Raw genomic sequence first — 25,787 nt, 5'->3', positions numbered from 1 at the left:
CCGCTCACCTCCGGGAACGTCGGACCGGTCTCAGTCGCGTCTGCCGCTGTCCTGGGCCGCCTGCTCCACCAGCGGGATGACCCGCAGCGGCACGGGGTTCTCCATGACGATCGCCGTGGCGGCCCGGACGATGCCATCAAAACCGACAACCCGGTCGATCACCCGCTGGAGATCGGCGTTCGAGCGGGCCACCAGCCGGCACAGCATGTCCCCGGTACCGGTCGTGGTGTGCAGCTCCAGCACCTCGGGCACGGTCGCCAAGTGCGCCCGTACGTCGGCCCCTTGGCCCTGCCGGATCTCCAGCGTCGCGAACGCGGTCACCGGGTAGCCGAGCGCCGCCGGGTCCACCTCGGGACCGAATCCGCGGATGACTCCGTTCGACTGAAGCCGGTCCAGGCGCGCCTGCACCGTGCCCCGCGCCACCCCCAGCCGCCGGGACATCTCCAGCACCCCGATCCGCGGCTCGCGGGCCAGCAGCCCGATGATCCGCCCGTCCAGCCGGTCTATGCCCATCCCGTACCCCTTCAGGCTGGTCATCCTGTACAGATCGCCCGCCGCGACCGCCGTCTCACTGGGCAGGTTGCCCAGTGAACGCGCAAACTATTGCGCACCTTGCAGACGCGGGAGACGCTGCGGCTATGACGCAGACCACACACCACACTCCCGACACCGCCCGGCAGGCCGACCCCTTCCCGGTCAAGGGAATGGACGCGGTCGTCTTCGCCGTGGGCAACGCCAAGCAGGCCGCGCACTACTACTCCACCGCCTTCGGCATGAAGCTGGTCGCCTACTCCGGACCGGAGAACGGCAGCCGCGAGACCGCCAGCTACGTCCTGGAGAACGGCTCCGCCCGATTCGTCTTCACCTCCGTGATCAAGCCGTCCACCGAATGGGGCGCCTTCCTCACCCAGCACGTGGCCGAGCACGGCGACGGCGTCGTCGACCTCGCCATCGAGGTCCCGGACGCGCGCGCCGCCCACGCCTACGCCGTCGAGCACGGCGCCCGCTCGATCGCGGAGCCGTACGAGGTCAAGGACGAACACGGCACCGTCGTCCTCGCCGCCATCGCCACCTACGGCGAGACCCGCCACACGCTGGTCGAGCGCACCGGCTACGACGGCCCCTACCTGCCCGGCTACGCCGCCGCCGAGCCGATGGTCGAGCCGCCCGCGCAGCGCACCTTCCAGGCCGTGGACCACTGCGTCGGCAACGTCGAGCTGGGCCGCATGAACGAGTGGGTCGGCTTCTACAACAAGGTCATGGGCTTCACGAACATGAAGGAGTTCGTGGGCGACGACATCGCCACCGAGTACAGCGCGCTGATGTCGAAGGTCGTGGCGGACGGCACCCTCAAGGTGAAGTTCCCGATCAACGAGCCCGCCGTCGCCAAGAAGAAGTCCCAGATCGACGAGTACCTGGAGTTCTACGGCGGCGCCGGCGTCCAGCACATCGCGCTGAACACCAACGACATCGTGCAGACCGTCCGCACCATGAAGGCGAACGGCGTCCAGTTCCTGGACACCCCCGACTCGTACTACGACACGCTCGGCGAGTGGGCCGGCGAGACCCGCGTCCCCGTCGAGACACTGCGCGAGCTGAAGATCCTCGTCGACCGCGACGAGGACGGCTACCTGCTGCAGATCTTCACCAAGCCGGTCCAGGACCGCCCGACCGTCTTCTTCGAGATGATCGAACGGCACGGCTCCATGGGCTTCGGCAAGGGCAACTTCAAGGCCCTGTTCGAGGCGATCGAGCGCGAGCAGGAGAAGCGCGGCAACCTCTGACATCAGCCTTTGCACGGCAGATCTCAGCCGGGCGGGTCCTCCACGGAGGGCTCGCCCAGCGCCGCCAGCGCCCGCTTGGCCTCGGGCACCCGCAGCGGCGAGAAGTACGGGTTGATCATCAGCGCCTCCCGCAGATGCCGCCGCGCGGGCCCGTACCGCTCCAGCTCCCGCTCGATCACCCCCCGGTGGAAGACGTACAGCGCGCTGCGCACCCCGCCGCCCTTGTCGCCCTCGGTCGCGATGGCCGCGAACTCCAGCGCCTCCTCGTGCTCACCGGTGCGGTGCAGCGCCCAGCCCAGCGCGTCGGCCACCGCGATCCCCGGCTGCCGCCCCCACTCCTCCCGCAGCAGCCGCACCGCCCTGGCCGGATCCCCGTGGTCCGCCTCGAACCGGCCGAGCACCAGCCGCTCGTCCGCCCCGGCCGCCTCCGCGTCCCGCACCCGCTCCCGCAGCAGGTCGTACTGCACCCGCGCGGCCTGCCCGAGCCCCAGCGACTCGTACAGCTCGCCCAGCTCCAGCGCGTACTCGGGTTCCGGCCGCTTGGCCAGCGCCGCCTGGTACGCCGACAGCGCGTCCGTCGTCCGGCCCAGCGCCGCCAGCGCCCGCCCCTGCCCGGCCTGCGCCGCCCGCTGGTCCGGGTCGGTGCGCAGCGCCTCCTCGAAGAACCGCAGCGCCTCCTCCCGCTCCCCGCGCTCGAACGCCAGCCGCCCGGCCTGCTCCAGGTACGCCGCCCGCTCGGCCGGCGCCTCCGCGGCCGCCGCCGCGTCGGAGATCCGGGCCTGCGCGTCCTCCCGCCAGCCCCGGTCCCGGTAGACGGCCGCAGCCCGGGCCCCCGTCGCCGGCGCGTCGGGCCGCAGCTTCTTCAGCTTCTCCAGGGCCCGCCCCACGCCCTTGTCGTCACCGAGCCCGGTGTACGCGTCGATCAGCACCGCGTGCGCCGTCCACCGCTTCGGCGCCGCCTTCACCGCGCTCTCGCCCCACTTCTTCGCCGCCGGGAAGTCCCGCCGCGCCACCGCCAGCGCCGCCAGCCCCTCCAGCGCCTGCGGATTGCGCTCCGCCCCGACCTTCAGCGACGTGCGCAGTGCCTTCTCGGCCTTCGCCCAGTTCGCCACGTCCGCCGTACGCCGCCCCTGCTCGACGTAGGCCGCGCCCAGCACCGCCCACGACGCCCCGTCCAGCGGCTGCGCCCGCAGGTGCCGCTCCCGGTCGCCGATCAGCACCGCCAGGTCCGGCAGCGCGGCCGGCACCCCCGTGGTCACCGCACCGCGCGCCAGCGCCGCGGGTCCCGGCGCGGGCGGGGAGGCGTCGCCCCCGTCCCACGGCAGCAGCACCAGCACCCCGCCGAGCACGGCGGCCCCGGCGACGGAGGCGATCAGCACCCGGTTCCGGCGGCGGGAGCGCCGCCCGCGTTCGATCTCCATGGCGCCTACTGTGCGCCCGTACGACAAGCACACCGCGGCTTGCGCCGGGTGCCGTCGACGGGGTTCACACCGATGGCCCCGGGTGCGAACCTCTGATCATGAGCCGTATCGAAGCGCCTCGCGACGAAGACGACGCAGCCCGCGAAGCCGGCGCGGCCCCGGCGGCCGACAGCCCCCTCGTCGAGCGGCTGCTCGCCGGACTGCCCGCCGAGTCCGTCCTCACCGACCCCGACATCACCGCCTCCTACGCCAACGACATGGCGAGCTTCTGCCCGGCCGGCGCCCCCGCCGTGGTCGTCCTGGCGCGCACCGTGGAGGACGTCCAGCACGTCATGCGCACCGCCACCGAGCTGCGCGTCCCCGTCGTCCCGCAGGGCGCCCGCACCGGCCTGTCCGGCGGAGCCAACGCCACCGACGGCTGCGTGGTCCTCTCGCTGACCAAGATGGACCGCATCCTGGAGATCAACCCGGTCGACCGCGTCGCCGTCGTCGAACCCGGCGTCGTCAACGCCACGCTCTCCCGCGCGGTGAACGAACACGGCCTGTACTACCCTCCCGACCCCTCCAGCTGGGAGATGTGCACCATCGGCGGCAACATCGGCACCGCCTCCGGCGGCCTGTGCTGCGTCAAGTACGGGGTGACCGCCGAGTACGTCCTCGGCCTGGACGTCGTCCTCGCCGACGGCCGCCTGATGTCCACGGGCCGCCGCACCGCCAAGGGCGTCGCCGGGTACGACCTCACCCGGCTCTTCGTCGGCTCCGAGGGCTCGCTGGGCATCGTCGTACGGGCGGTGCTCGCCCTGCGTCCCCAGCCGCCCGAGCAGCTGGTGCTGGCCGCCGAGTTCTCCTCCGCCTCCGCCGCCTGCGACGCGATCTGCAAGATCATGGAGGGCGGGCACGTGCCGTCCCTCCTCGAACTGATGGACCGCACCACCGTCAAGGCGGTCAACGACCTCGCCCACATGGGTCTCCCGGAGACCACCGAGGCCCTGCTCCTCGCGGCCTTCGACACCACCGACCCGGCCGCCGACCTCGCCGCCGTGGGCGCCCTGTGCGAGGCCGCGGGCGCCACGCAGGTGGTCCCCGCAGACGACGCCGCCGAGTCGGAACTCCTCCTCCAGGCGCGCCGCCTGTCCCTCACCGCCCTCGAAGCGGTCAAGGGCACCACGATGATCGACGACGTGTGCGTGCCCCGCTCGAGGCTCGGCGACATGCTGGAGGGCATCGAGCGCATCGCCGCCAAGTACGACCTGACCATCGGCGTCTGCGCCCACGCGGGCGACGGCAACACCCACCCCACGGTCTGCTTCGACGCCCAGGACCCCGACGAGTCCCGCCGGGCCCGCGAGTCCTTCGACGAGATCATGGGCCTCGGCCTGGAACTCGGCGGCACCATCACGGGCGAACACGGCGTGGGCGTACTGAAGAAGGAGTGGCTGGCGCGCGAGATCGGTCCGGTGGGGCTGGAGATGCAGCGGGCCGTCAAACAGGTCTTCGACCCGCTGGGCATCCTCAACCCGGGCAAGCTGTTCTGACGCCCGCCGTTCACCGGGCCAGCAGCTCGGCCAGCCCGTCGTCGAGGCCGAGCTGCCCGGCCTCGGCCCCCGGCGGCACCGCCCGCAGCGTCCGCTCCAGCCACGCCGACACCTGAGCCGACGGCGCCTCCAGCAGGGCGTCACCGTCGGGGCTGCTCAGCGCCATCAGCACGACGCTGCGACCGTCCGCCTTCGACGGCCACACCCGCACGTCCCCGTGCCCGCACGGCCGGAACACCCCTTCCACGAGCAGGTCCCGGGCGAACGTCCAGTGCACCGGGCAGCCGGAGTTGATGTGGAAGGTGACGTGCACGGCGTACGGGTCGTCGGAGTGGTAGGCGAGCCGGGCCGGCACCGGGACGGCGTGCTCGGGCGACAGGATGAGCCTCAGTTCCAGCTCGCGTTCCACGGCGACGGGGTGGCTGGGGTGGTTGGGGTGCATGGCGTGGGTCCTCTCTCGTACGGGTCCGCACGGGCCGCCTGGAACGGGCCCGCAGGAGTGAGAGCGACGTGGGCCGTGAGCGTTACGCGGGTTCGCGGAACTTTTTTCCTCCCCTCTGTCCCGGGTGTGAAGGTCCATGCACGAGGTTGCCCGGAAAGGGGTGGGTCCGGCGGGACCGGCGGTGCGGATTGCGCCCGTCTGATAGATGTTGAGCCCCCGAACCAACCCCCGAGCAGATACGGGACGACGGACATGAGCGCCCCAACCCCGGCCCCCGGCGACGACAGGCCCCGTGAAGGGTATTACCCGGACCCGTCCATTCCTGGATATGTCCGGTACTGGAACGGCGCCTCCTGGGTGCCGGGTACCAGCCGGCCCGCCCCCAAGGACGGCGAGCCGCTCGCGCCGCCGCCCGGCGCACGGCCCTCCGTGGAGGAGACAGGCCCGCACTTCTTCGACGAGGACCCGGTCGAGGAGCCGCCGCCCGCCGCCGCGGCCCAGCACGGCAGCCGCCCGGAGCCGGCCGCGTCCTGGGCCGCCGACCGCTCCGGTGCGGCGGGTGCGCAGGGCTCGTCCGTCGCCTGGCCGGGCCCGGCCCAGGCCACCGACCCGAGGCTCGCGCACGCCCAGGACGCGACGCCGGCCGCGGGACCGGCCGGGGGAGCGGTGCCGGACGCCGGTGCCGGCCGCCCGGGGGCGGGCTCCGGTGCCGGTCCCGCGGGCTCGGGCACGGGACCCGGCGAGGGCGGCGCGGCTCGGGACGGGCAGGCCTCCGACCGCGGTGAGGCGGAGGCCGAGTCGGGCAACACCTTCGTCTTCCGGCGCCCGACGGCCGGGCCCGGGGGTGCCCGGCCCTCGGACGGCGCCGCCGAAGACCAGGGCACGATGACCTTCCGCGCGGTCTCCCCGCGCGCCGGCACCACGGGCGGCCCGGGCTTCGCCGCCGGCAAGGCCGCGGCGGCCCGGGCCGCCGCGCCGACGGCCCCCTCCGGCCCTCAGCAGACGGCCGGCCCGGCCGTCCCGCACCAGGCCGCTGCTCCCGCGCCCCACCAAGCCGCCCCCTCGTCCCAGCAACCGGCCGCCGCACAACCGCAGCCCGCCGCCTCCGCCCCGGTCGCGGCCGGTCCCGGCGGCGGTCAGTCCTCCTGGGCGCAGCAGGTGCACCGGCTCGCGGGCGCCGGCGAGGGCGAGCAGCCCGTCGCACCGTGGAAGCCGCCGGTGGAGGACGTCTTCCAGGCCGCCGCCCGGCGCCAGGCGGCCGCCCGCCCCGCCGGGCTCGGCAAGCGACTGGCCGCCCGGCTGATCGACACCGTCGTCCTGGGCGCCGTCACCGCCGTGGCCGCCGTACCGCTCGGAACCAAGGCGGTCGACCACGTCACCGGCAAGATCGACGAGGCCAAGCTCTCCGGCGAGACGGTCACGGTCTGGCTGCTCGACGGCACGACGTCCACGTACCTGGGCATCGTGCTGGCCGTCCTGCTGGTCTTCGGCGGCCTCTACGAGGCGCTGCCCACCGCCAAGTGGGGCCGGACCCTGGGCAAGAAGCTGCTCGGCCTGGAGGTACGGGACATCGAGGCCCACGAGCCCCCGTCCCTCGGCGCGGCCCTGCGCCGCTGGCTGGTCTACAGCGTCCCCGGCCTCCTGGCCATCGGCCTGGTCGGCGTCGTGTGGTGCCTGTTCGACCGCCCGTGGCGCCAGTGCTGGCACGACAAGGCCGCGAACACGTTTGTCGCGGGCTGACTCAGCGGGGGGCTTCGTGGTCGGGTGCGGGTGAGTGGGGGCTGGTCGCGCAGTTCCCCGCGCCCCTGAAGGTACGCGCAGTGGACGCGCCCCAAAGGGGCGCGGGGAACTGCGCGAGCAACCACGACGCACCCGCACCCGCCGACGCACAGTCGGTCCCCGCCCCGACGGCGTCGGACCACGTGCCCTCGCTACTCCGGACGGCCGCTCGCCGGATGCGAGGAAAGAGACTCCGGGTTCGACTCGGGACATGAGCAGCGAACCGCCCCCCGGCCCCGGCGGGCAGCCGCCGGAAGACGACCCGTTCAGGAAGCGCCCCCCGTCCGACCCGCACGGCAGTACCGGCCACCCCCCGCCGTACGGCGGCGGCGCACCCCCGCCCCCGGGCGGCGGCGGTGACCCCTACGGCGGTGGCCCCTACCCCACCGACCCGCTCGCCGGCATGCCCCCGCTCGCCGACAGCGGCAAACGGGTCCTCGCGCGGATCATCGACATGATCCTCGTCGGCATCGTGGTGTGGCTGCTCAGCTGGGCGTTCAACGTCCAGGAGTACCAGGTGGACGGCGAGGACATCTCGGTCGGCAAGTCGTTCGGGCAGTCACTGATCGCCGCCGTGCTCTACATCGCCTACGACACCTACATGACCGCGAAGACGGGCCAGACCCTGGGCAAGAAATGGCTCGGCATGCGCGTGGCCAACCTGGACAACGGCGCCACACCCTCGGTGCAGACGTCCCTGATCCGGGCGCTGGTGCTGTGGATCCCGTTCGCCTTCTGCTGCGCCTGCGTCTGGACGATCATCGCGGGCGGCTGGAGCTTCTTCGACCGGCCCTACAAGCAGGGCCTGCACGACAAGGCGGCCAAGACGGTGGTGGTCAGCACCCGTTGACGGACGGGGCCGCCCACCCCGGAGGCGGCGGCGTCAGGCGGCGCGGTCGCGGGCCGCTTCACCCGCACCCGCGGAGACGCGGGCCGCCCGCACGGGCTCCCGGTCCGCGGCGCGCCCCGTGGCCGGCACGACGGTCATCGTGCGCGTCGTCCTCGGCTGGGGGACCGTCATGGCGACCAGCAGCCCGAGGCCGAGGGCGGCGACGGCGATGACGGCGACTCCGGGACCCGAACTCGTCTGCGACAGCAGCAGCATGGCGAGCGTCGAGAAGATCACGGTGCACGTACCGTAGGCGAACTGTGCGGCAGTCGGACGGGGCATGGCCATCGTGTCCTCGGAAGACAATCTGGGGGTGAGACCGGCTGTCGGCCTGGCTTTCCGCCGGCTTCCGGGCGTTCCGCCAAGCGACTCTAACCCGCTGTGTGCCCGGGAGGAAACAGTGGTAAGCCCGCCCTAACCGGCGGGGCCGATGCACGGGGGGCGCACGGATTCATGGTGCGCCGGAAGCGGACGGTGTCGCGCGCCCGCCGGACGTCCCGCCCGTCCCGAACAGCGTCCGCAAAGCGAACGGCGACTCCGCATAGTGCAATTGTTCTGCTCAAGTCAAGGTCTGTCTTTTCCAGTGAACCTCTAGTCAAATGTCGTCACTTGAATACACGCGTTGATCACGTGTGCGCGGACTCTGCTCTGTCCTTGTCCCCCCATCCGCGCGCGTGGACGCGGGGGAGGAAGTCAAGTGACCAGAAGATCCTGGACGTTCAGAACGGCGGCGACCACCGTCGCACTAGCCGCCGCCACCGCGACGCTCTCCGCGGCGGGCGTCGCTCAGGCGGACGCGCCCGCCAAGCCGGAGGCCGTGGACCGGCACGACCCGCACCCCGCCAAGGGCATGGACTCCCATGACCTCAAGGGCCCCATGAGCGACACTCAGGCGGCCCAGCGCGAGGAGGCCCTCAAGCAGGTCATCTCCGGCAAGGCCTCGGTGAAGAAGAAGGACGGCTCCAACGTCGTCCAGCTCAAGAGCAAGAAGGGCGACGCCAAGTACGTCGAGCTGGGCCGGGAGAAGACCGACAAGATCTTCACCATCCTGGTCGAGTTCGGCGACAAGATCGACAGCCGCTACGGCGGCGAGGCGGGCCCGCTGCACAACCAGATAGCCAAGCCCAACCGGAGGACCGACAACTCCACGGCCTGGAAGGAGGACTACGACCAGCAGCACTTCGAGGACCTGTACTTCGGCTCCGGCAAGGGCGTCGACTCGGTCAAGACGTACTACGAGAAGCAGTCCTCCGGCCGCTACTCGGTCGAGGGCGAGGTCTCCGACTGGGTCAAGGTCCCCTACAACGAGGCCCGCTACGGCAACAACGCCTGCGGCGACACCAACTGCCCGAGCGTGTGGAACGTCGTCAGCGACGGCCTGAACGCCTGGGTCGAGGAGCAGAAGGCGGCCGGCCGCACCGACGCCCAGATCAAGGCGGACGTCGCCCGCTTCGACGAGTGGGACCGCTACGACTTCGACGGCGACGGCGACTTCAACGAGCCCGACGGCTACATCGACCACTTCCAGATCGTGCACGCCGGCGAGGACGAGTCCGCCGGTGGCGGCGCCCAGGGCACCGACGCGATCTGGGCCCACCGCTGGTACGCCTTCGGCACCGACGCCGGCGCCACCGGCCCCGAGCAGAACAGGCTCGGCGGCGCGCAGATCGGCTCCACCGGCATCTGGGTCGGCGACTACACCGTCCAGCCGGAGAACGGCGGACTCGGCGTCTTCGCCCACGAGTACGGCCACGACCTCGGTCTGCCGGACCACTACGACACCGCGGGCGGCGAGAACTCCACCGGCTTCTGGACGCTGATGTCGTCCGGTTCCTGGCTCGGCACCGGCCGCAACGAGATCGGCGACCTGCCCGGCGACATGACCGCCTGGGACAAGCTCCAGCTCGGCTGGCTGAACTACGACACCGCCAAGGCGGGCGTCAACTCCTGGCACAAGCTGGGCCTGGCCGAGTACAACACCAAGCACAAGCAGGCGCTGGTCGTCGAGCTGCCGAAGAAGGCCGTCACCACCGAGATCGTCCCGCCCGCCGAGGGCGAGACCCAGTGGTGGAGCGGCAGCGGTGACAACCTCAGCAACACGCTGAGCCGTCCGGTCGACCTGACCGGCAAGTCGAAGGCCGAGCTGACCTACGACGGCTGGTACGACATCGAGGCCAACTACGACTACCTCTACACCGAGGTCTCCACCGACGGCGGCGCCAACTGGACCGCCATCGACGGCACGGTGGACGGTCAGCCGATCCCGCGCGACGCCGCCGACAAGCCGGCCCTGCACGGCACGCTGGACGCCTACTCGAAGTTCGCGTTCTCCCTCGACGCCTACGCCGGTAAGAAGATCGACATCCGCTTCCGCTACCAGACCGACGGCGGCGTGGCCCAGAAGGGCTTCACGGCCGACTCGATCACGGTGACCGCGGACGGCGAGGCGCTCTTCACCGACAACGCCGAGACCGCGGACGCCGCCTGGAGCGCCGACGGCTTCACCCGCAAGGGCGCGTCCTTCACCGAGGACTACGCGCAGTACTACATCGCCGAGAACCGGCAGTACGTGTCGTACGACAAGACGCTGAAGACCGGCCCGTACAACTTCGGCTTCACGGACCGCCCGAACTGGGTGGAGCACTACGCGTACCAGAACGGCCTGCTGATCTGGAAGTGGGACACCTCCCAGGCGGACAACAACACCAGCCAGCACCCGGGCACCGGCCTGGTCCTGCCGGTCGACTCGCACCCGACCGCGATGAAGTGGAAGGACGGCACCCTGCTGCGCAACCGCGTGCAGTCGTACGACTCGCCGTTCAGCCGCTACCGCACGGACGGCATGACGCTGCACAAGGCGGACGTCGCGAAGTACTTCCCGGGCTCGAAGGGCGTCTCGGTCTTCAACGACCGCAAGAACGACTACTACGACGAGTCGAACCCGACCGGCGGCGTCAAGATCACTGACACCAACACGAAGATCAAGATCCTCAAGGAGGCCAGGAACGGCTCGACGATCGAGCTCGAGGTCGGTCCTGCGGGCAGGTAAATAGCATCTGCCCAGGTCAGAGCATGATCGGCGGCGACCCCCTGGCGGGTCGCCGCCGATCCGTGTTTAGGTGCGTCCTGTGGTTCTCTTATTGACACCTGGTCCGAGAAGCGGACCGGCACCGGCTGACACGGGGGTATGACCGCATGGCCCAGGGAGGCTTCAGCAAGCTGCCGAACGGCACGGTGGTGGTGGCACTCAACCTGCCCAGCCCCGCCACGCCCGAGGGCAGCGTGCGCTTTCTCGTCCACGCCCAGAACCGGGCGCGCGCCCTGACCAGGCTGCGCAACCTGGGGCTGCGGGCGGTCTACCTGCGGGGCAACGCCGCCCCGCCGACCCCGGACGAGATCACCGCGGTCCTGCACCACCCCGACGGCCTCATATGGCGCACCGCCCCGGTGGCCGGTGTCACGGGCGGGCCCGAGCGCGTCCAGGAGCTGTGGCACCCGATCCGGGCGCTCCTCAGACGCCCGGCGCCGCAGCCGTAGCCGCAGCCCGGCCCGACGGCGGCGGGCGCTACTGGACGACCGGCTTCCCGGTCAGCTCCACGCCCGCCTCCCGCAGCTCCTCCATCGCCCGCTCGGTGGTCTCGGGGGCCACTCCGGCGGTCAGGTCGAGCAGCACCTGCGTACGGAAGCCCTCGCGGGCCGCGTCCAGGGCGGTGGCCCGCACGCAGTGGTCGGTGGCGATGCCCACCACGTCGACCTCGTCGACCTCGCGGGCCCGCAGCCAGTCGGCGAGCGTCGTGCCGTTCTCGTCGGCGCCCTCGAAGCCGCTGTAGGCCGCCGAGTACGCCCCCTTGTCGAAGACGGCGTCTATCGCGCCGGAGGCGACGGCCGGGGCGAAGTTCGGGTGGAAGCCGACGCCCTCCGTGCCGGCCACGCAGTGCGCCGGCCAGGAGTGGACGTAGTCCGGGTTGTCGGCGAAGTGGCCGCCCGGCGCGACGTGGTGGTCGCGGGTGGCCACGACGTGGCGGTAGCCGGCGGGCGCCTGCCCGATCAGCTCGGTGATGGCGGCGGCCACGTCGGCACCGCCGGTCACCGCAAGGCTGCCTCCCTCGCAGAAGTCGTTCTGCACGTCTACGACGATCAGGGCGCGGCGCATGGTCGGTGTCCTTCGGCTGGATGGGCTGTGGGGTAGGAGGGGCGGAGATCGCGTGGTGGGGACGGATCGGTGGGTGGTGCGGCGCCGGTCGGACCGCACCAGCTTTAGCTACCCGAGCCCTCGTGCGCGTACTCCGTCGGAATGACGGGTTCCCCTCGGGAGAGCTGCGTCGCGGACAGCGGGAGGTTGGCGCGGGCGGCCGCGTGCCGGTCCCGGGCGGCGTCCAGCGGCTCGCGGGCCACCACCTCCCCGCCCTTGACCAGCTCGACCAGGAGCTGCCGGCCGGCGAGGCCGTCGGGCACCGGCCCGGTGCCGACCACCTCGGCCTCGGCGTACCCGTAGGAGTCCAGCCGCCGGGCGGCCCACTTGCGGCCGCCGATGGAGGTCTTGCCGCCGCTGGACTTCTTCGCCACCGGCACCAGCGGCGCTGTGTCGTCGATGGACCCACCGGACTCGGCGCGGGCGACCAGCTTGTAGACCATGGACGCCGTCGGGTGCCCGGAGCCGGTCACCAGCTGGGTGCCGACGCCGTACGCGTCCACGGGCGCCGCCGCGAGCGAGGCGATGGCGTACTCGTCCAGGTCCGAGGTCACGACGATCTTCGTGTCCCGGGCGCCCAGCTCGTCGAGCTGCTGGCGCACCCGGTGGGCGACCAGCAGCAGGTCACCGGAGTCGATGCGCACGGCGCCCAGCTCGGGCCCGGCGATCTCCACGGCCGTGCGGACGGCCTCGGCTACGTCGTAGGTGTCCACGAGCAGCGTCGTGCCCCTGCCCATCGCCTCCACCTGGGCCTGGAAGGCGTCGCGCTCGTTGTCGTGGAGCAGGGTGAAGGCGTGGGCGGAGGTGCCGACGGTGGGGATGTTGTAGCGGAAGCCGGCGGCCAGGTCGGAGGTGGTCGCGAAGCCGCCGACGTAGGCGGAGCGGGCGGCGGCGACCGCGGCCAGCTCGTGGGTGCGGCGGGCGCCCATCTCGATCAGCGGGCGGTCCCCGGCGGCCGAGGCCATCCGGGAGGCGGCCGCGGCGATCGCCGAGTCGTGGTTGAGGATGGAGAGGATCACCGTCTCCAGCAGCACGCACTCGCCGAAGGTGCCCTCCACCCGCATGATCGGCGAGCCCGGGAAGTACACCTCGCCCTCGGGGTAGCCCCAGATGTCGCCGCTGAAGCGGTACTGGGCGAGCCAGTCCAGGGTCTCCTCGTCGACGATGTCCCGCTCGCGCAGGAAGCGCAGGACGTCCGCGTCGAAGCGGAAGTTCTCCACCGCGTCCAGCACCCGCCCGGTGCCCGCCACGACGCCGTAGCGCCGCCCGTCCGGCAGCCGCCGCGTGAAGACCTCGAACACGCTGCGCCGCCCGGCCGTGCCCGCCTTCAGGGCGGCCCGCAGCATCGTCAGCTCGTACTGGTCCGTGAAGAGCGCCGTCGAGGGGACGTCCACCGGCAGCCCAAGGTCCGCTGTGTTCATGACGAGGATGCTACCCCCATTTCGTCAGTCTGACGATTTATGGTTCCGTGGCGCCCGCCACAGGCCCGTTTGTGCGGGTGCCCCCCTGTGGTGGCAGCATGGGCCATGTGACGGCAGCCGCACCCATGGAGATCGAGAAGACCGAGTCGGCGGAGGAGGTCTTCGCCGTACCCGAGCCCGACGTGCCCTGGGTGACGATCGTGCACAACGACCCCGTCAACCTCATGAGCTACGTGACGTACGTCTTCCAGTCCTACTTCGGCTACTCGAAGGACAAGGCGACCAAACTCATGATGGACGTCCACCACAAGGGCCGGGCGGTGGTGTCCAGCGGCTCGCGCGAGGAGATGGAGCGGGACGTCCAGGCCATGCACGGCTACGGTCTGTGGGCCACCCTCCAGCAGGACCGGAAGTGACCGGAAATGACCCACGCCCGCCCGCAGGACGGAAGTAGCTGAATCACCTCCATGCCAGGACAGTTCGAACCGCTTCCCGGCGGCGGCGCGGCCGTCGCCCTCGACGACGTCGAGATCTCCATCATCCGGTCCCTGGCCGTGCAGCTCCTGGAGCTGATCGGCCCCGGCCCCGCCGAGGAGGCCTCCGACGACCCGCTCGCCGAGCTCTTCGCCGAGGGCCCGAGCGAGCCGCCCTCCGACCCCGTGCTGCGACGCCTGTTCCCGGACGCCTACGGCGACCCCGCCTCCGCCCCGCAGGCCGCGGAGGCCGAGGAGCAGCGGGCGTCCTCCGCCGAGTTCCGCCGCTACACCGAGAACGACCTGCGGGCCGGCAAGCGGGACAACGCCCTCGCGGTGGTCCGCACCCTGGACACCCTCTCCTCGGCGTCGGCCGGCGAGGACGGCGCGGTGCTGAAGCTGTCGCCCGAGGAGTCCCAGCAGTGGCTGCGCGCCCTGAACGACCTGCGCCTGGCGATCGGCTCCCGGCTGGAGATCGCCGACGAGGACGACACGGACCTGCTCTACCGGCTCCCCGACGAGGACCCGCGCAAGCCGATGGTGATGGCGTACCTGTGGCTCGGCGGGCTCCAGGAGTCGTTGGTCTCGACCCTTATGCCCTGATTGCCCGCTCCGGTGTCCGCTCAGCGGACCCTCAAATCCGGGTAATGATCTCGTCAAGGAGTTGTCCCTCTTCGCCCGCCTCGGGCGCCTTTTGTCCCGTTATGCCTGTGTGACGCGTCACACCGCGCCCCTGTGATCGACATCGCGGTCGTGGTAAATCTTCACGACCGCCCGGCGAACACCACCCGAATGTTCGGCCGGGTGCGCCACCGAGCCGGCGGACCGCCGGCCAGGCACAGAGCGGGACGTGAGGCCCGCTCGACTCCATCATCCGGGGGGATCGAGACCCGATCCGCGGCCGACGACAGGCCCGGGTCGGCATGGAGAAAGGCGCACCACACATGACCTCTGCGCAGGTCGACACGGAGAAAACACCTGAAGAGGGCTACGAGCGCGGACTCAACAGCCGTCAGGTCCAGATGATCGCGATCGGCGGCGCGATCGGCGTCGGTCTCTTCCTGGGCGCCGGGGCCAACATCGCCAAGGCCGGGCCCAGCATCATCCTCATGTACGCCCTCGCGGGCGTGATCATCTTCTTCATCATGCGGGCGCTCGGCGAGCTGCTCCTCTACCGTCCCGTCTCCGGCTCCTTCGCCGAGTACTCGCGGGAGTTCCTCGGCCCCTTCTTCGGATACTTCACCGGCTGGACGTACTGGCTGATGTGGGTGGTCACCGGCATGGCGGAGCTCACCGCCGCCGCCATCTACATCCACTACTGGTTCCCGGAGATCCCGCAATGGGTCTCCGCCCTCGTCTTCCTCGTCCTGCTCTTCGTCGCCAACCTGATCTCGGTCAAGCTGTTCGGCGAGATCGAGTTCTGGTTCTCGATGGTCAAGGTCACCGCCATCATCGGCATGATCGTGATCGGCATCGGCGTCCTCACCCTGGGCTTCAGCCAGGCCGGCGACACCGCCGCCGTCTCCAACCTGTGGGAGTTCGACGGCTTCTTCCCCAAGGGCATCGGCTCGTCCCTGATGACCCTCCAGGGCGTCATGTTCGCCTACCTCGCCGTCGAGCTGGTCGGCGTCACCGCCGGCGAGTCGGAGAACCCGGAGAAGACCCTCCCCAAGGCGATCAACACCCTGCCCTGGCGCATCGCCCTCTTCTACGTCGGCGCCCTCACCGTCATCCTGGCGGTGGTCAAGTGGACCGAGTTCGCCGAGGGCGTCAGCCCCTTCGTGGAGGCCTTCGCGGTCATCGGCATCCCGGCCGGCGCCGGCATCGTCAACTTCGTCGTGCTCACCGCGGCCCTGTCCTCCTGCAACTCCGGCATGTACTCCACCGGCCGCATGCTGCGCACCCTCGCGGACAACGGTGAGGCCCCCGGCGTCTTCAGGCGGCTGTCGTCCACCAAGACCCCGGCCATCGGCATCGGCGTCTCGGTGATCTTCATGGGCATCGGCGTGGTCCTCAACTACACCGTCCCCGAGAAGGCGTTCGGCTACGTCACCTCCGTCGCCACCGCCGCCGGCATCTGGACCTGGCTGATGATCCTGATCAGCCACGTCATGTACCGGCGCAAGGTCGTCGCGGGCCGCCTGCCCGCCTCCTCCTTCCCGGCACCGGGCGGCTCGGTGTGCTCGTACATCGCCATCGCCTTCCTCCTCTTCGTCACCTGCCTGATCGCCTACGACGCCGACGCCCGCATCTGCCTGTACGTGATGGCCGGCTGGGCCGCCGCCCTCGGCATCGGCTGGGCCGTGCTCAAGAGCCGCAACCCGGACGTCACCGAGCGGCGCGGCGAGCCGGACTCGGAGAACCTCGAGAAGATCGTCTGACCTTCTGGCTGCCTGACCTGCGCGTTCTCGCGCATCCGGGACGTCCGGTCACCGGGGACGCTCGTGGCGTCCTCGCCGGCCGCCGCTCAGGACGTCCAGCATGTGGGCCGCCCCGTACCACCCACCGGTACGGGGTGGCCCTTCTGCTTATCCTGGGCCGCATGCTGACCATCACCCAGGCCCTGTACGACCAGATCGTCGCCCACGCGCGCGAGGACCACCCCGACGAGGCGTGCGGCGTGGTGGCCGGTCCCGTGGGCGAGGGCCGCCCCGAGCGGTTCATCCCGATGCTCAACGCCGCCCGCTCACCCACGTTCTACGAGTTCGACTCGCAGGACCTGCTCAAGCTCTACCGCGAGATGGACGACCGCGACGAGGAGCCGGTGGTCATCTACCACTCCCACACCGCCACCGAGGCCTACCCGTCCCGCACCGACATCACCTACGCCAACGAACCCGGCGCCCACTACGTCCTGGTCTCCACCGCCGACACCGACGACGCGGGAGACTTCCAGTTCCGCTCGTTCCGCATCCTGGACGGAGAGGTGACGGAAGAGGAGGTCAAGGTCGTGAACGCGTACTGAACCACCCGTCGTATCGCATCGCGGATGAGAGGCGTCCAGTAGGTGAGATCACACTCCGGAAGCCGGTCCGGGAATCGATACGATGAGCCCATGGTTCTTCTCGACGTGAGCGAAAAGGCGCCGGGCACGCTGCTCGTGGCGCGGCTGCACGTCGACCTGTGCAGGCTGAACAGCGCCATCTGTTGATCTCCCGCTGCCCCCGTACGGCCGCCGGACGGCCGTACGCCGCGGCGGGCTGCCGCGTGCCGCCGCGCGCCTCACCGAACCCACGACACCTTCCGACAGGAGCCCTCAGCCATGGCCATCGAGGTCCGCATCCCGACCATCCTCCGCCAGTACACCGACGGCCAGAAGGCGGTGGAGGGCACCGGGGACACCCTCGCCCAGCTCTTCGCCGACCTCGAGACCCGGCACACGGGTATTCAGGCACGCATCGTGGACGGGGAGCAGCTGCGCCGCTTCGTCAACGTCTACCTGAACGACGAGGACGTCCGCTTCCTCGACGGCATCGACACCAAGCTCTCCGATGGCGACAGCATCACGATCCTGCCGGCCGTCGCCGGCGGTATGGCCTGATCGGGATGCGTTACGACTCCCCGCTGGCCGCGGTGGGCAACACCCCCCTGGTGCGCCTGCCGCGGCTCTCGCCGTCCGCCGACGTCCGCGTCTGGGCCAAGCTGGAGGACCGCAACCCCACCGGCTCGATCAAGGACCGCCCCGCGCTCCACATGATCGAACAGGCCGAGAAGGACGGCCGCCTCACCCCGGGCTGCACCATCCTGGAGCCCACCAGCGGCAACACCGGCATCTCGCTCGCCATGGCCGCCAAGCTCAAGGGCTACCGCATCGTCTGCGTGATGCCCGAGAACACCTCCCAGGAGCGCCGGGACCTGCTCGCCATGTGGGGCGCGGAGATCATCTCCTCTCCGGCCGCGGGCGGCTCCAACACCGCCGTACGGGTCGCCAAGGAACTCTCCGCCGAGCACCCGGACTGGGTGATGCTCTACCAGTACGGCAACCCGGACAACGCCGGCGCCCACTACGCCGGCACCGGCCCCGAGATCCTCGCCGACCTCCCCTCCATCACCCACTTCGTCGCCGGCCTCGGCACCACCGGCACCCTCATGGGCGTCGGCCGCTACCTGCGCGAGCACAAGCCCGACGTGAAGATCGTCGCCGCCGAACCGCGCTACGACGACCTGGTCTACGGCCTGCGCAATCTCGACGAGGGCTTCGTACCCGAGCTGTACGACGCCTCCGTCCTCACCACCCGCTTCTCCGTCGGCTCGGCGGACGCCGTGACCCGCACCCGGGAACTCCTCCAGCAGGAGGGCATCTTCGCGGGCGTCTCCACCGGCGCCGCCCTGCACGCCGCGATCGGCGTCGGGAAGAAGGCGGTGAAGGCCGGCGAGAGCGCCGACATCGTGTTCGTCGTCGCCGACGGCGGCTGGAAGTACCTCTCCACCGGCGTCTACACCGCGACCACCACCGAAGAGGCCATCGACACCCTCCAGGGCCAGCTCTGGGCCTAGGGGGCGTTGTTCACCGGGCGAGGTGACGCACCTGGTCCCACAGGGCCGGGTCCACCTCGCCCACCCGGCGCCGGAAGTCCCGCACCGGCACCCGGCGCAGCTCGTCCGTCTCCAGGAAGCTCGTCCGCCCCCGCGCGTCACCCACCGAGCCCGGCGGCAGCGTGATCACCCCGGCCCGCTCCTCCCGGTACCGGCTGGTGATCTTCGCGACCAGCGCGCGCCGCCCGCGCACCGAGATCACCAGGCACGGCCGGTCCTTCGCGCCCTCCGTGTCCTCGTACGGCACGTTCGCCCACCAGATCTCCGCCGGCCGCGGCCGGGCCGCCCGCCCCCTCGGCCCCGTGGGCCGCCCCGGCGGACGCCGGCTGCCACCCGGACGCGGCGGCCGCCGCCCCCGCCCCCACCCGTCGACGATCACGGCGACGAGGGCGAGCAGTACCACCGCCGCGAAGGCGAGCCACCAGGACGTGTCCATACCAACGACGGTACCGGCGCACACCACGCCCGCGCGCCCCCTCCCCGGCCCCGCGCGCCCCCGGTCCAGCCGAACCGGTGACAGCACAGGTGAGTTCGCCCACAACGGCCCCTGGCGGAGGAGCGACCAAAGGTTTTGCGCCTTACGCTCGACAAACCGCACGACCCCCGTCTCTCCACACGCGCCAGCGGAGGTTTCTGCTTCATGAAGCTCACCGTCGTCGGCTGCTCGGGGTCGTTCCCGTCCGCGGAATCGGCCTGCTCGAGCTACCTCGTCGAGGCCGACGGCTTCCGGCTGCTCCTCGACATGGGCAACGGTGCCCTGGGCGAGCTGCAGCGCCACTGCGGTCTCTACGACCTCGACGCGATCTTCCTCAGCCACCTGCACGCCGACCACTGCATCGACATGTGCGGCTACTTCGTCGCGCGCTACTACCGGCACGACGGCGGCCGCTGCGGCCCCCTGCCGGTCTACGGCCCCGAGGGCACCGAGCACCGGCTCACCACGGCCTACGCCGACACCCCCTCGGCCTCCTCCATGAGCGAGGTCTTCGACTTCCACACGGTCAAGCCGGGCACCTTCGAGATCGGCCCGTTCTCCGTGCACACCGACCGCGTCGCCCACCCCGTGGAGGCCTACGGCATCCGCGTCGAACACGGCGGCCGGTCACTGACCTACTCCGGGGACACGGGCGTCACCGCCGCACTGGACGAACTCGCCCGCGACACCGACCTCTTCCTGTGCGAGGCCGCCTTCACGCACGGCAAGGAGAGCATCCCCGACCTGCACCTCAACGGCCGCGAGGCGGGCGAGACGGCCACCCGCGCCGCCGCCCGGCGCCTGGTCCTCACCCACATCCCGCCGTGGACCGACCCCCGGGTCAACCTCGCCGACGCCCGCGAGGCCTACGACGGGCCGGTGGAGGTGGCGGCGGCGGGGGCGACGTACGAGATCTGAGGCCGGCACGGCGAAGGCCCCCGAACCGCTTCCGGTCCGGGGGCCCTCGTCATGCCGTGCGGGGGAGGCTCACGCCTTCGTGAGGTCCTCGATCTCCTCCTCGGGCTCGCGGCCCGGGGTCTTCAGGTCGAACTTGACGATCGCGAAGCGGAACGTCACGTAGTAGATCACCGCGAAGACCAGACCGATCGGGATGATCAGCCATGGCTTGGTGGCCAGGTGCCAGTTCAGCGCGTAGTCGATGAAGCCGGCCGAGAAGTTGAAGCCGGCGTGCACACCCAGGCCCCACGTCACCGCCATCGAGATCGCGGTGAGCACCGCGTGCAGCACGTACAGGACCGGCGCGATGAACATGAACGAGAACTCGATCGGCTCGGTCACACCCGTCACGAACGAGGTCGCGGCCAGGGAGACCATCATGCCCATCACGGCCTTGCGGCGCTCCGGACGGGCGCAGTGCGCGATGGCGATCGCGGCGGCCGGCAGACCGAACATCATGATCGGGAAGAAGCCGGACTGGAAGATGCCGGCGTCCGGGTCACCGGCGAGGAAGCGGGTGATGTCACCGTGCACGACGTCACCGGCGGCGTTGGTGAAGTCACCGAGCTGGAACCAGGCCACCGTGTTCACGAACTGGTGCATGCCGACCGGGATCAGCGCGCGGTTCACACCGCCGAAGAGGGCCGCGCCACCGGCGCCGAGGCCGGTCATCCACTCGCCGAAGTTCGAGATGCCCTCACCGATGGGCTCCCAGACCAGACCGAAGAAGACACCGACCACGATGCCGACGAAGGCCATGATGATCGGCACCAGCCGGCGGCCGTTGAAGAAGCCGAGCCAGTCCACCAGCTTCTTGCGGTGGTACCGCTGCCACAGCACGGCGGCGAGCAGACCCATGATGATGCCGCCGAGCACCCCCGGGTCGTTGTACGTGGCCGCGACGTCCTCGCCGTTCTTGACCACCGCCTCGGTGACCGGGAAGGCCTCCAGGACCTTGCTGTAGACGAGGAAGCCGACCACCGCGGCCAGCGCGGTCGAACCGTCCGCCTTCTTGGCGAAGCCGATGGCCACGCCTATGCAGAACAGGATCGGCAGCGAGCCGGTGAGGGCACCGCCCGCGTTGTTGAAGACGGCGGCGACCTTGTCCCAGCCCAGGCCGTCCTTGCCGAAGATGTCGTCCTGGCCGAGCCGGACCATGATGCCCGCCGCCGGCAGCACGGCGATCGGGAGCTGCAGGCTGCGGCCGACCTTCTGCAGACCCTGGAAAAGACCAGATCCCCGCTTCTTTGCGGGGGCCGCCTTGTCGGTGGCGGTGCTCATACTTCCTCCATCGGGTGGTGGTCTACACCACTCAGTGGTGTAGACCTGTTGTAGCACGATGAAGGCGGCGTAAGGAACCCGTAATTCCGCGACCGGAGCGCTACGCGCAGTACCGGTCCCCAGCCCCTGGCCACAGGCCTGTGAAGGCGTGCCGAAGGCCCCCGGACCGGCGGTCCGAGGGCCTTCGCAAGACCTTCCCCAAAGGGTACGCGAGGGGCGCGAGAGGTCTACACCTTCCTGCGAGGTCTACACCTTCGTGACGTCCTCCACCTCGTCCTCCGGCTCCCGCCCCGGCGTCTTCAGATCGAACTTCGTGATCGCGAACCGGAAGATCACGTAGTACACGGCCGCGAAACACAGCCCGATAGGAATGATCAGCCACGGCTTCGTCGCCAGGTTCCAGTTGATGACGTAGTCGATCAGTCCCGCCGAGAAACTGAACCCGTCCTTCACACCCAGCCCCCACGTCACCGCCATCGACACACCCGTCAGCACCGCGTGCACCGCGTACAGCGCCGGAGCGATGAAGAGGAACGAGTACTCCAGCGGCTCCGTGATCCCCGTCACGAACGACGTCAGCCCCACCGACAGCATCAGACCGCCCACCTCCTTGCGGCGGTGCGGCTTCGCACAGTGCGTGATCGCCAGCGCGGCGGCCGGCAGCGCGAACATCATGATCGGGAAGAAGCCCGTCGTGAACTGCCCCGCGTTCGGATCACCCGCCAGGAACATGTTGATGTCGCCGTGCACCACCGTGCCGTCCGGCTTCGTGTACGAACCGAACTGGAACCACATCGGCACGTTCAGGAACTGATGCAGGCCGATCACCAGCAACGCCCGGTTCGCCAGCCCGAACACACCCGCACCCCACGCGCCCAGCCCCGTCAGCCAGTCGCTGAAGCTCTCCAGCGCGTCACCGATCGGCGGCCACACCCACAGGCACAGCGCCGCGAACGCGATCGCCACGAACGCCATGATGATCGGCACCAGCCGGCGCCCGTTGAAGAACCCGAGCCAGTCCACCAGCTTCGTACGGTGGAACCGCTGCCAGAAGTACGCCGCCAGCAGCCCCATCACGATGCCGCCGAACACCCCGGGATTCTGGTACGTGAACGCCGTCACCGTCCCCGAACCGTCCGTCAGCTGACAGCCGACCTGCGGAACCGCCTCCGAACCCTCCGGACAGTCCTCCGGGAACTGCCGCAGCACGTTCCAGTAGACGAGGAACCCCGCCACCGCCGCCAGCGCCGTCGAACCGTCCGCCTTCTTCGCCATCCCGATGGCCACGCCCACGCAGAACAGCAGCGGCAGCCCCAGCGAGCCGTCCAGCAGCGCGCCGCCCGCGCCGGTCATCACCTTCGAGACGTTCGTCCACCCCAGGCCGTCCTCGCCGAAGACGTCCGGCTGCCCCAGACGATTGAGAATGCCCGCCGCGGGCAGGACCGCGATGGGCAACTGCAGACTGCGGCCCATCTTCTGCAGACCCTGGAACGCCTTGTTCCAGCGGGCGCGGGCGGGGCTGACCGAGCTGTCGGCACTCATCCGGTCTCCATCCGGTCGCCGGTACACTGGTGTAGACCAGTTGACAGACGGCTCCGCCGCCGTGACGCCATCATTCGGCACCAGCCCCACCGATGGCTCGCGAAGATGGGCCAACTGTGGGTTACTGCCACAAAGCGGCTCGGATCAGGGAGAAGAACATGGCCAGCAAGGCTGAGAAGATCGTCGCCGGCCTCGGCGGCTTGGACAACATCGAAGAGGTCGAAGGCTGCATCACCCGCCTCCGCACCGAGGTCAACGACCCCGGCCTGGTCAACGAAGCCGCCCTGAAGGCCGCCGGCGCCCACGGCGTCGTCAAGATGGGCACCGCCATCCAGGTCGTCATCGGCACCGACGCCGACCCGATCGCCGCGGAAATCGAAGACATGATGTAAGCGCCCCGCGCGCATCAGCGCGCACGAGCGCGCACCGGGCGCCGAAAAGCGCCCCCAGGGGCCCTCCCGCCACACGCCACGGGAAGGGCCCCTCCCCATGCCCCGCTAGGCTCACCCGCATGTCACGCATCGACGGCCGCACCCCCCAGCAGCTCCGCCCCGTCACCATCGAACGCGGCTGGAGCAAACACGCCGAAGGCTCCGTCCTCGTCTCCTTCGGCGACACCAAAGTCCTCTGCAACGCCTCCGTCACCGAAGGCGTCCCCCGCTGGCGCAAGGGCAGCGGCGAAGGCTGGGTCACCGCCGAATACGCCATGCTCCCCCGCGCCACCAACACCCGCGGCGACCGCGAGTCCGTCAAGGGCCGCATCGGCGGACGCACCCACGAGATCAGCCGCCTCATCGGCCGCTCCCTGCGCGCCGTCATCGACTACAAGGCCCTCGGCGAGAACACCATCGTCCTCGACTGCGACGTCCTCCAGGCCGACGGAGGCACCCGCACCGCCGCCATCACCGGCGCCTACGTCGCCCTCGCCGACGCCATCACCTGGGCCCAGCACACCAAGAAGCTGATCAAGCCCAGCCGCAAGCCGCTGACCGGGACCGTCGCCGCCGTCTCCGTCGGCATCGTCGACGGCACCCCCCTCCTCGACCTCCGCTACGAGGAAGACGTCCGCGCCGACACCGACATGAACGTCGTCTGCACCGGCGACGGCCGCTTCGTCGAGGTCCAGGGCACCGCCGAGGCCGAGCCCTTCGACCGCGACGAGCTCAACACCCTCCTCGACCTCGCCGCCGCCGGCTGCACGGAACTGGCCGAACTCCAGCGCAAGGCGCTTGATACGGTCCTGGAAAAGTAAAGAGAACACCAAGAGCACGCCAGGAAAGACGGCCGGGACGCGCAACTCGACGTCCCACCACAGCGTCACTAGCAGTACGAGCGGCAGCACAGCAGTTCTACGGGCGTACAGCCGAAGCCGGTTGTACGCCTGCCGCCGCACCGACCGCACACGGGCCGACCGGCCCTGTCCCAAGGGGAGGACCGAGACCCATGGCCGCGAGCCGCCACCGCCGCCTTCGCCGCACCACCGTCACCGCCGCAGCCGTGGCGACCTTCGCCCTGACGGCCGGCCTCACCACCGGGTGCGACGCCGTCGACAAGGCACTCGACTGCGTCCAGACCGCCGACGCCATAGCCGACAGCGTCACCGCCCTCCAGCAGGCCGTGGAGAACGCGTCCAACGACCCGACGCAGCTCGAGGAGTCCCTCAACTCCATAGACAAGAACCTCGACAAGATCGGCGACCAGACCGACAACGCGGACGTCAACAAGGCCGTCGAAGACCTCGGCAAGGCCGTCGACAACGTCCGTACCTCCGTCGAGAACGGCGACAGCACCCCCGACCTCAGCCCCGTCACCGACGCGGCCGGCGAACTGACCAAGGTCTGCACACCGTGATCCAGAAGTCATGGGTCCGGAATACTGGACCCCATGACCCGCCTGATCCTCGCCACCCGTAACGCCGGAAAGATCACCGAACTCAGGGCCATCCTCGCCGACGCGGGCCTGCCCCACGACCTCGTCGGCGCGGACGCCTACCCGGAGATCCCCGACGTCAAGGAAACCGGCGTCACCTTCGCCGAGAACGCCCTCCTCAAGGCCCACGCCCTCGCCCAGGCCACCGGCCTGCCCGCCGTCGCCGACGACTCCGGCCTCTGCGTCGACGTCCTCAACGGCGCGCCGGGCATCTTCTCCGCCCGCTGGGCCGGCCGCCACGGCGACGACAAGGCCAACCTCGACCTCCTCCTCGCCCAGCTCGCCGACATCGCCGACGACCACCGAGCCGCCCACTTCGCCTGCGCGGCGGCCCTGGCCCTGCCCGACGGCACCGAGCGAGTCGTCGAGGGCCAACTGAAGGGCACCCTCCGCCACACCCCCGCCGGCACGGGAGGCTTCGGCTACGACCCGATCCTCCAGCCGGAGGGCGAGACGAGGACGTGCGCGGAGCTCACGGCGGAGGAGAAGAACGCGATCAGCCACCGGGGGAAGGCGTTCCGGGCGTTGGTGCCGGTGGTGCGGGAGCTTTTGGGGTGACTCAAGGACGAGGGGCCCTGTACCTAAGATTCGTAGGTACAGGGCCCTGTGCGCCCGGTCGGATTCGAACCGACAAACACAACCACCTAAAGATTGCCGCTCGGCCAGTTGGCGTACGGGCGCTCGACCGGGCCTACTTTACTGGGCGCAGCATGCCGCTGTCGGCCGCCTCGGCACCAGGTGGCCGTGGCAGCGTGACAGTTGGGGCACAGTAGCCGCAGGTTCTCCTTTCGATCGTCGCTCCAGTCCCCGTTCACGTGGTCCACTTCCAGAGTCATGGGTTTGCCGAGCCACTCGGGGCCTGTACCGCACTCGTCGCAGTTGTTGGGTACGCCGATCGCACAGAGCGCTCGACGCAGCAACGCGGTCTTCGTCCGGCGTTCGCCCACGTGCTTGACCAAGATGTCATCAGGCTGTCTGAACGGTGTGGCCGTGCTGGGCTTGCCCCGCCGGTGGGCCTGCCCCAGGAAGTGTTCTGTCGAGAGACGGTCGTCTGCGATCCATCGACGCAAGAGGGCGCGTTGCGCGCCGTTGTCTGGACGTCCTAGTCGACGGAGCACACTGGCGATCGAT

27 protein-coding genes and 1 tRNA gene are annotated in these 25,787 nt (G+C 70.4%); 18 read left to right on the top strand and 10 right to left on the bottom strand.

The window, feature by feature from the left end:
- Positions 1 to 30 precede the first annotated feature (30 nt).
- On the bottom strand, positions 31 to 513 hold the full coding sequence (locus tag AMK11_RS05580) for an Lrp/AsnC family transcriptional regulator (protein ID WP_079187276.1): 483 nt from the start codon (positions 511 to 513) through the stop codon (positions 31 to 33).
- 125 nt (positions 514 to 638) lie between these two features.
- On the opposite strand from AMK11_RS05580, the gene hppD reads away from it, so the two are divergent.
- The gene (gene hppD, locus AMK11_RS05575; RefSeq protein ID WP_073723623.1) at positions 639 to 1,784 is read left to right on the top strand and encodes a 4-hydroxyphenylpyruvate dioxygenase; all 1,146 of its coding nucleotides are present in this window, start codon (positions 639 to 641) and stop codon (positions 1,782 to 1,784) included.
- Positions 1,785 to 1,807: 23 nt separating this feature from the next.
- Here hppD and AMK11_RS05570 read toward each other — a convergent pair whose 3' ends face one another.
- Positions 1,808 to 3,205: a tetratricopeptide repeat protein gene (locus tag AMK11_RS05570; protein WP_073723621.1), complete on the bottom strand. Its 1,398-nt coding sequence runs from the start codon at positions 3,203 to 3,205 to the stop codon at positions 1,808 to 1,810.
- 92 nt (positions 3,206 to 3,297) lie between these two features.
- Here AMK11_RS05570 and AMK11_RS05565 point away from each other — a divergent pair, with 92 nt between their 5' ends.
- Positions 3,298 to 4,740, top strand: a complete 1,443-nt coding sequence (locus AMK11_RS05565; RefSeq protein WP_073723998.1) for an FAD-binding oxidoreductase — start codon at positions 3,298 to 3,300, stop codon at positions 4,738 to 4,740.
- Between the two features lie 10 nt (positions 4,741 to 4,750).
- Here AMK11_RS05565 and AMK11_RS05560 read toward each other — a convergent pair whose 3' ends face one another.
- Positions 4,751 to 5,182, bottom strand: coding sequence for an SsgA family sporulation/cell division regulator (locus tag AMK11_RS05560; RefSeq protein WP_073723619.1), 432 nt, complete (start codon positions 5,180 to 5,182; stop codon positions 4,751 to 4,753).
- 252 nt (positions 5,183 to 5,434) lie between these two features.
- Here AMK11_RS05560 and AMK11_RS05555 point away from each other — a divergent pair, with 252 nt between their 5' ends.
- Together AMK11_RS05555 and AMK11_RS05550 are read left to right on the top strand one after the other, a co-directional pair.
- On the top strand, positions 5,435 to 6,922 hold the full coding sequence (locus AMK11_RS05555; protein WP_073723617.1) for an RDD family protein: 1,488 nt from the start codon (positions 5,435 to 5,437) through the stop codon (positions 6,920 to 6,922).
- Between the two features lie 250 nt (positions 6,923 to 7,172).
- Positions 7,173 to 7,811: an RDD family protein gene (locus AMK11_RS05550; protein ID WP_073723615.1), complete on the top strand. Its 639-nt coding sequence runs from the start codon at positions 7,173 to 7,175 to the stop codon at positions 7,809 to 7,811.
- Between the two features lie 33 nt (positions 7,812 to 7,844).
- Here the strand turns inward: AMK11_RS05550 and AMK11_RS05545 are convergent, their stop codons facing one another.
- Positions 7,845 to 8,138, bottom strand: coding sequence for a hypothetical protein (locus AMK11_RS05545; RefSeq protein WP_073723613.1), 294 nt, complete (start codon positions 8,136 to 8,138; stop codon positions 7,845 to 7,847).
- Between the two features lie 409 nt (positions 8,139 to 8,547).
- Between AMK11_RS05545 and AMK11_RS05540 the strand changes: the two genes are divergently transcribed.
- Complete coding sequence (locus tag AMK11_RS05540; RefSeq protein ID WP_073723611.1) at positions 8,548 to 10,899, top strand: immune inhibitor A domain-containing protein; 2,352 nt, start codon at positions 8,548 to 8,550, stop codon at positions 10,897 to 10,899.
- Between the two features lie 146 nt (positions 10,900 to 11,045).
- Positions 11,046 to 11,387, top strand: a complete 342-nt coding sequence (locus AMK11_RS05535; protein ID WP_073723609.1) for a hypothetical protein — start codon at positions 11,046 to 11,048, stop codon at positions 11,385 to 11,387.
- A gap of 28 nt (positions 11,388 to 11,415) precedes the next feature.
- Here the strand turns inward: AMK11_RS05535 and AMK11_RS05530 are convergent, their stop codons facing one another.
- Both AMK11_RS05530 and AMK11_RS05525 read right to left on the bottom strand, forming a co-directional pair.
- Positions 11,416 to 12,003: a nicotinamidase gene (locus AMK11_RS05530; RefSeq protein WP_073723607.1), complete on the bottom strand. Its 588-nt coding sequence runs from the start codon at positions 12,001 to 12,003 to the stop codon at positions 11,416 to 11,418.
- A 104-nt stretch (positions 12,004 to 12,107) separates the two neighbouring features.
- Positions 12,108 to 13,463: a nicotinate phosphoribosyltransferase gene (locus tag AMK11_RS05525; RefSeq protein ID WP_073723605.1), complete on the bottom strand. Its 1,356-nt coding sequence runs from the start codon at positions 13,461 to 13,463 to the stop codon at positions 12,108 to 12,110.
- A 98-nt stretch (positions 13,464 to 13,561) separates the two neighbouring features.
- Between AMK11_RS05525 and clpS the strand changes: the two genes are divergently transcribed.
- The 7 genes from clpS to AMK11_RS05495 all read left to right on the top strand — a co-directional run bounded on the left by clpS (position 13,562) and on the right by AMK11_RS05495 (position 18,433).
- The gene (gene clpS, locus AMK11_RS05520) at positions 13,562 to 13,879 is read left to right on the top strand and encodes an ATP-dependent Clp protease adapter ClpS (RefSeq protein ID WP_073723603.1); all 318 of its coding nucleotides are present in this window, start codon (positions 13,562 to 13,564) and stop codon (positions 13,877 to 13,879) included.
- A gap of 51 nt (positions 13,880 to 13,930) precedes the next feature.
- Positions 13,931 to 14,539, top strand: a complete 609-nt coding sequence (locus AMK11_RS05515; protein WP_073723601.1) for a DUF2017 domain-containing protein — start codon at positions 13,931 to 13,933, stop codon at positions 14,537 to 14,539.
- Between the two features lie 341 nt (positions 14,540 to 14,880).
- Positions 14,881 to 16,317, top strand: coding sequence for an amino acid permease (locus AMK11_RS05510; RefSeq protein WP_073723599.1), 1,437 nt, complete (start codon positions 14,881 to 14,883; stop codon positions 16,315 to 16,317).
- A gap of 161 nt (positions 16,318 to 16,478) precedes the next feature.
- A complete protein-coding gene (locus AMK11_RS05505; RefSeq protein ID WP_073723597.1) occupies positions 16,479 to 16,901 on the top strand; it encodes a Mov34/MPN/PAD-1 family protein in 423 nt (140 codons plus the stop codon).
- 90 nt (positions 16,902 to 16,991) lie between these two features.
- Positions 16,992 to 17,087 (top strand): putative leader peptide, encoded by a 96-nt coding sequence (locus tag AMK11_RS39090; RefSeq protein ID WP_310873142.1) that lies wholly within the window; start codon positions 16,992 to 16,994, stop codon positions 17,085 to 17,087.
- 111 nt (positions 17,088 to 17,198) lie between these two features.
- Positions 17,199 to 17,477 (top strand): MoaD/ThiS family protein, encoded by a 279-nt coding sequence (locus AMK11_RS05500; protein ID WP_073723595.1) that lies wholly within the window; start codon positions 17,199 to 17,201, stop codon positions 17,475 to 17,477.
- A 5-nt stretch (positions 17,478 to 17,482) separates the two neighbouring features.
- A complete protein-coding gene (locus tag AMK11_RS05495; RefSeq protein ID WP_073723593.1) occupies positions 17,483 to 18,433 on the top strand; it encodes a PLP-dependent cysteine synthase family protein in 951 nt (316 codons plus the stop codon).
- Positions 18,434 to 18,443: 10 nt separating this feature from the next.
- Here AMK11_RS05495 and AMK11_RS05490 read toward each other — a convergent pair whose 3' ends face one another.
- On the bottom strand, positions 18,444 to 18,908 hold the full coding sequence (locus AMK11_RS05490) for a type II toxin-antitoxin system PemK/MazF family toxin (RefSeq protein WP_073723591.1): 465 nt from the start codon (positions 18,906 to 18,908) through the stop codon (positions 18,444 to 18,446).
- Positions 18,909 to 19,112: 204 nt separating this feature from the next.
- Between AMK11_RS05490 and AMK11_RS05485 the strand changes: the two genes are divergently transcribed.
- A complete protein-coding gene (locus tag AMK11_RS05485; protein ID WP_073723589.1) occupies positions 19,113 to 19,865 on the top strand; it encodes an MBL fold metallo-hydrolase in 753 nt (250 codons plus the stop codon).
- Between the two features lie 69 nt (positions 19,866 to 19,934).
- On the opposite strand, the gene AMK11_RS05480 is transcribed toward AMK11_RS05485, so the two are convergent.
- Together AMK11_RS05480 and AMK11_RS05475 are read right to left on the bottom strand one after the other, a co-directional pair.
- Entirely contained in the window at positions 19,935 to 21,185 is a 1,251-nt protein-coding gene (locus AMK11_RS05480) for a PTS transporter subunit EIIC (RefSeq protein WP_073723587.1), read from the bottom strand.
- A 246-nt stretch (positions 21,186 to 21,431) separates the two neighbouring features.
- Positions 21,432 to 22,727 (bottom strand): PTS transporter subunit EIIC, encoded by a 1,296-nt coding sequence (locus AMK11_RS05475; RefSeq protein ID WP_073723585.1) that lies wholly within the window; start codon positions 22,725 to 22,727, stop codon positions 21,432 to 21,434.
- A 92-nt stretch (positions 22,728 to 22,819) separates the two neighbouring features.
- Between AMK11_RS05475 and AMK11_RS05470 the strand changes: the two genes are divergently transcribed.
- The 4 genes from AMK11_RS05470 to rdgB all read left to right on the top strand — a co-directional run bounded on the left by AMK11_RS05470 (position 22,820) and on the right by rdgB (position 25,214).
- Positions 22,820 to 23,119 (top strand): glucose PTS transporter subunit EIIB, encoded by a 300-nt coding sequence (locus tag AMK11_RS05470; protein WP_073723583.1) that lies wholly within the window; start codon positions 22,820 to 22,822, stop codon positions 23,117 to 23,119.
- 119 nt (positions 23,120 to 23,238) lie between these two features.
- On the top strand, positions 23,239 to 23,979 hold the full coding sequence (gene rph, locus AMK11_RS05465; protein WP_073723581.1) for a ribonuclease PH: 741 nt from the start codon (positions 23,239 to 23,241) through the stop codon (positions 23,977 to 23,979).
- 191 nt (positions 23,980 to 24,170) lie between these two features.
- Positions 24,171 to 24,578: a hypothetical protein gene (locus AMK11_RS05460; protein ID WP_073723579.1), complete on the top strand. Its 408-nt coding sequence runs from the start codon at positions 24,171 to 24,173 to the stop codon at positions 24,576 to 24,578.
- Positions 24,579 to 24,611: 33 nt separating this feature from the next.
- Entirely contained in the window at positions 24,612 to 25,214 is a 603-nt protein-coding gene (rdgB, locus tag AMK11_RS05455) for an RdgB/HAM1 family non-canonical purine NTP pyrophosphatase (RefSeq protein WP_073723577.1), read from the top strand.
- Between the two features lie 49 nt (positions 25,215 to 25,263).
- Here the strand turns inward: rdgB and AMK11_RS05450 are convergent.
- Positions 25,264 to 25,337: transfer RNA gene (locus AMK11_RS05450), tRNA-Leu, on the bottom strand.
- Positions 25,338 to 25,787: the final 450 nt, after the last annotated feature.

The organism is Streptomyces sp. CB02414, from assembly GCF_001905385.1.
Taxonomy (GTDB): domain Bacteria; phylum Actinomycetota; class Actinomycetes; order Streptomycetales; family Streptomycetaceae; genus Streptomyces.
This window is presented reverse-complemented; position numbering and strand designations above follow the sequence as displayed.

What these genes read in the sequence shown, in the direction of transcription:
- AMK11_RS05570 (WP_073723621.1), bottom strand. Translation starts at nt 3,205, where the DNA reads ATGGAGATCGAACGCGGGCGGCGCTCCCGCCGCCGGAACCGGGTGCTG.
- AMK11_RS05505 (WP_073723597.1), top strand. Translation starts at nt 16,479, where the DNA reads ATGCTGACCATCACCCAGGCCCTGTACGACCAGATCGTCGCCCACGCG.
- rdgB (WP_073723577.1), top strand. Translation starts at nt 24,612, where the DNA reads ATGACCCGCCTGATCCTCGCCACCCGTAACGCCGGAAAGATCACCGAA.
- AMK11_RS05515 (WP_073723601.1), top strand. Translation starts at nt 13,931, where the DNA reads ATGCCAGGACAGTTCGAACCGCTTCCCGGCGGCGGCGCGGCCGTCGCC.
- AMK11_RS05490 (WP_073723591.1), bottom strand. Translation starts at nt 18,908, where the DNA reads ATGGACACGTCCTGGTGGCTCGCCTTCGCGGCGGTGGTACTGCTCGCC.
- AMK11_RS05495 (WP_073723593.1), top strand. Translation starts at nt 17,483, where the DNA reads ATGCGTTACGACTCCCCGCTGGCCGCGGTGGGCAACACCCCCCTGGTG.
- AMK11_RS39090 (WP_310873142.1), top strand. Translation starts at nt 16,992, where the DNA reads ATGGTTCTTCTCGACGTGAGCGAAAAGGCGCCGGGCACGCTGCTCGTG.
- AMK11_RS05560 (WP_073723619.1), bottom strand. Translation starts at nt 5,182, where the DNA reads ATGCACCCCAACCACCCCAGCCACCCCGTCGCCGTGGAACGCGAGCTG.
- AMK11_RS05555 (WP_073723617.1), top strand. Translation starts at nt 5,435, where the DNA reads ATGAGCGCCCCAACCCCGGCCCCCGGCGACGACAGGCCCCGTGAAGGG.
- AMK11_RS05510 (WP_073723599.1), top strand. Translation starts at nt 14,881, where the DNA reads ATGACCTCTGCGCAGGTCGACACGGAGAAAACACCTGAAGAGGGCTAC.
- hppD (WP_073723623.1), top strand. Translation starts at nt 639, where the DNA reads ATGACGCAGACCACACACCACACTCCCGACACCGCCCGGCAGGCCGAC.
- clpS (WP_073723603.1), top strand. Translation starts at nt 13,562, where the DNA reads ATGGGCCATGTGACGGCAGCCGCACCCATGGAGATCGAGAAGACCGAG.
- AMK11_RS05460 (WP_073723579.1), top strand. Translation starts at nt 24,171, where the DNA reads ATGGCCGCGAGCCGCCACCGCCGCCTTCGCCGCACCACCGTCACCGCC.
- AMK11_RS05580 (WP_079187276.1), bottom strand. Translation starts at nt 513, where the DNA reads ATGGGCATAGACCGGCTGGACGGGCGGATCATCGGGCTGCTGGCCCGC.
- AMK11_RS05475 (WP_073723585.1), bottom strand. Translation starts at nt 22,727, where the DNA reads ATGAGTGCCGACAGCTCGGTCAGCCCCGCCCGCGCCCGCTGGAACAAG.
- AMK11_RS05480 (WP_073723587.1), bottom strand. Translation starts at nt 21,185, where the DNA reads ATGAGCACCGCCACCGACAAGGCGGCCCCCGCAAAGAAGCGGGGATCT.
- AMK11_RS05545 (WP_073723613.1), bottom strand. Translation starts at nt 8,138, where the DNA reads ATGGCCATGCCCCGTCCGACTGCCGCACAGTTCGCCTACGGTACGTGC.
- AMK11_RS05525 (WP_073723605.1), bottom strand. Translation starts at nt 13,463, where the DNA reads ATGAACACAGCGGACCTTGGGCTGCCGGTGGACGTCCCCTCGACGGCG.
- AMK11_RS05485 (WP_073723589.1), top strand. Translation starts at nt 19,113, where the DNA reads ATGAAGCTCACCGTCGTCGGCTGCTCGGGGTCGTTCCCGTCCGCGGAA.
- AMK11_RS05530 (WP_073723607.1), bottom strand. Translation starts at nt 12,003, where the DNA reads ATGCGCCGCGCCCTGATCGTCGTAGACGTGCAGAACGACTTCTGCGAG.
- AMK11_RS05470 (WP_073723583.1), top strand. Translation starts at nt 22,820, where the DNA reads ATGGCTCGCGAAGATGGGCCAACTGTGGGTTACTGCCACAAAGCGGCT.
- AMK11_RS05535 (WP_073723609.1), top strand. Translation starts at nt 11,046, where the DNA reads ATGGCCCAGGGAGGCTTCAGCAAGCTGCCGAACGGCACGGTGGTGGTG.
- AMK11_RS05550 (WP_073723615.1), top strand. Translation starts at nt 7,173, where the DNA reads ATGAGCAGCGAACCGCCCCCCGGCCCCGGCGGGCAGCCGCCGGAAGAC.
- rph (WP_073723581.1), top strand. Translation starts at nt 23,239, where the DNA reads ATGTCACGCATCGACGGCCGCACCCCCCAGCAGCTCCGCCCCGTCACC.
- AMK11_RS05500 (WP_073723595.1), top strand. Translation starts at nt 17,199, where the DNA reads ATGGCCATCGAGGTCCGCATCCCGACCATCCTCCGCCAGTACACCGAC.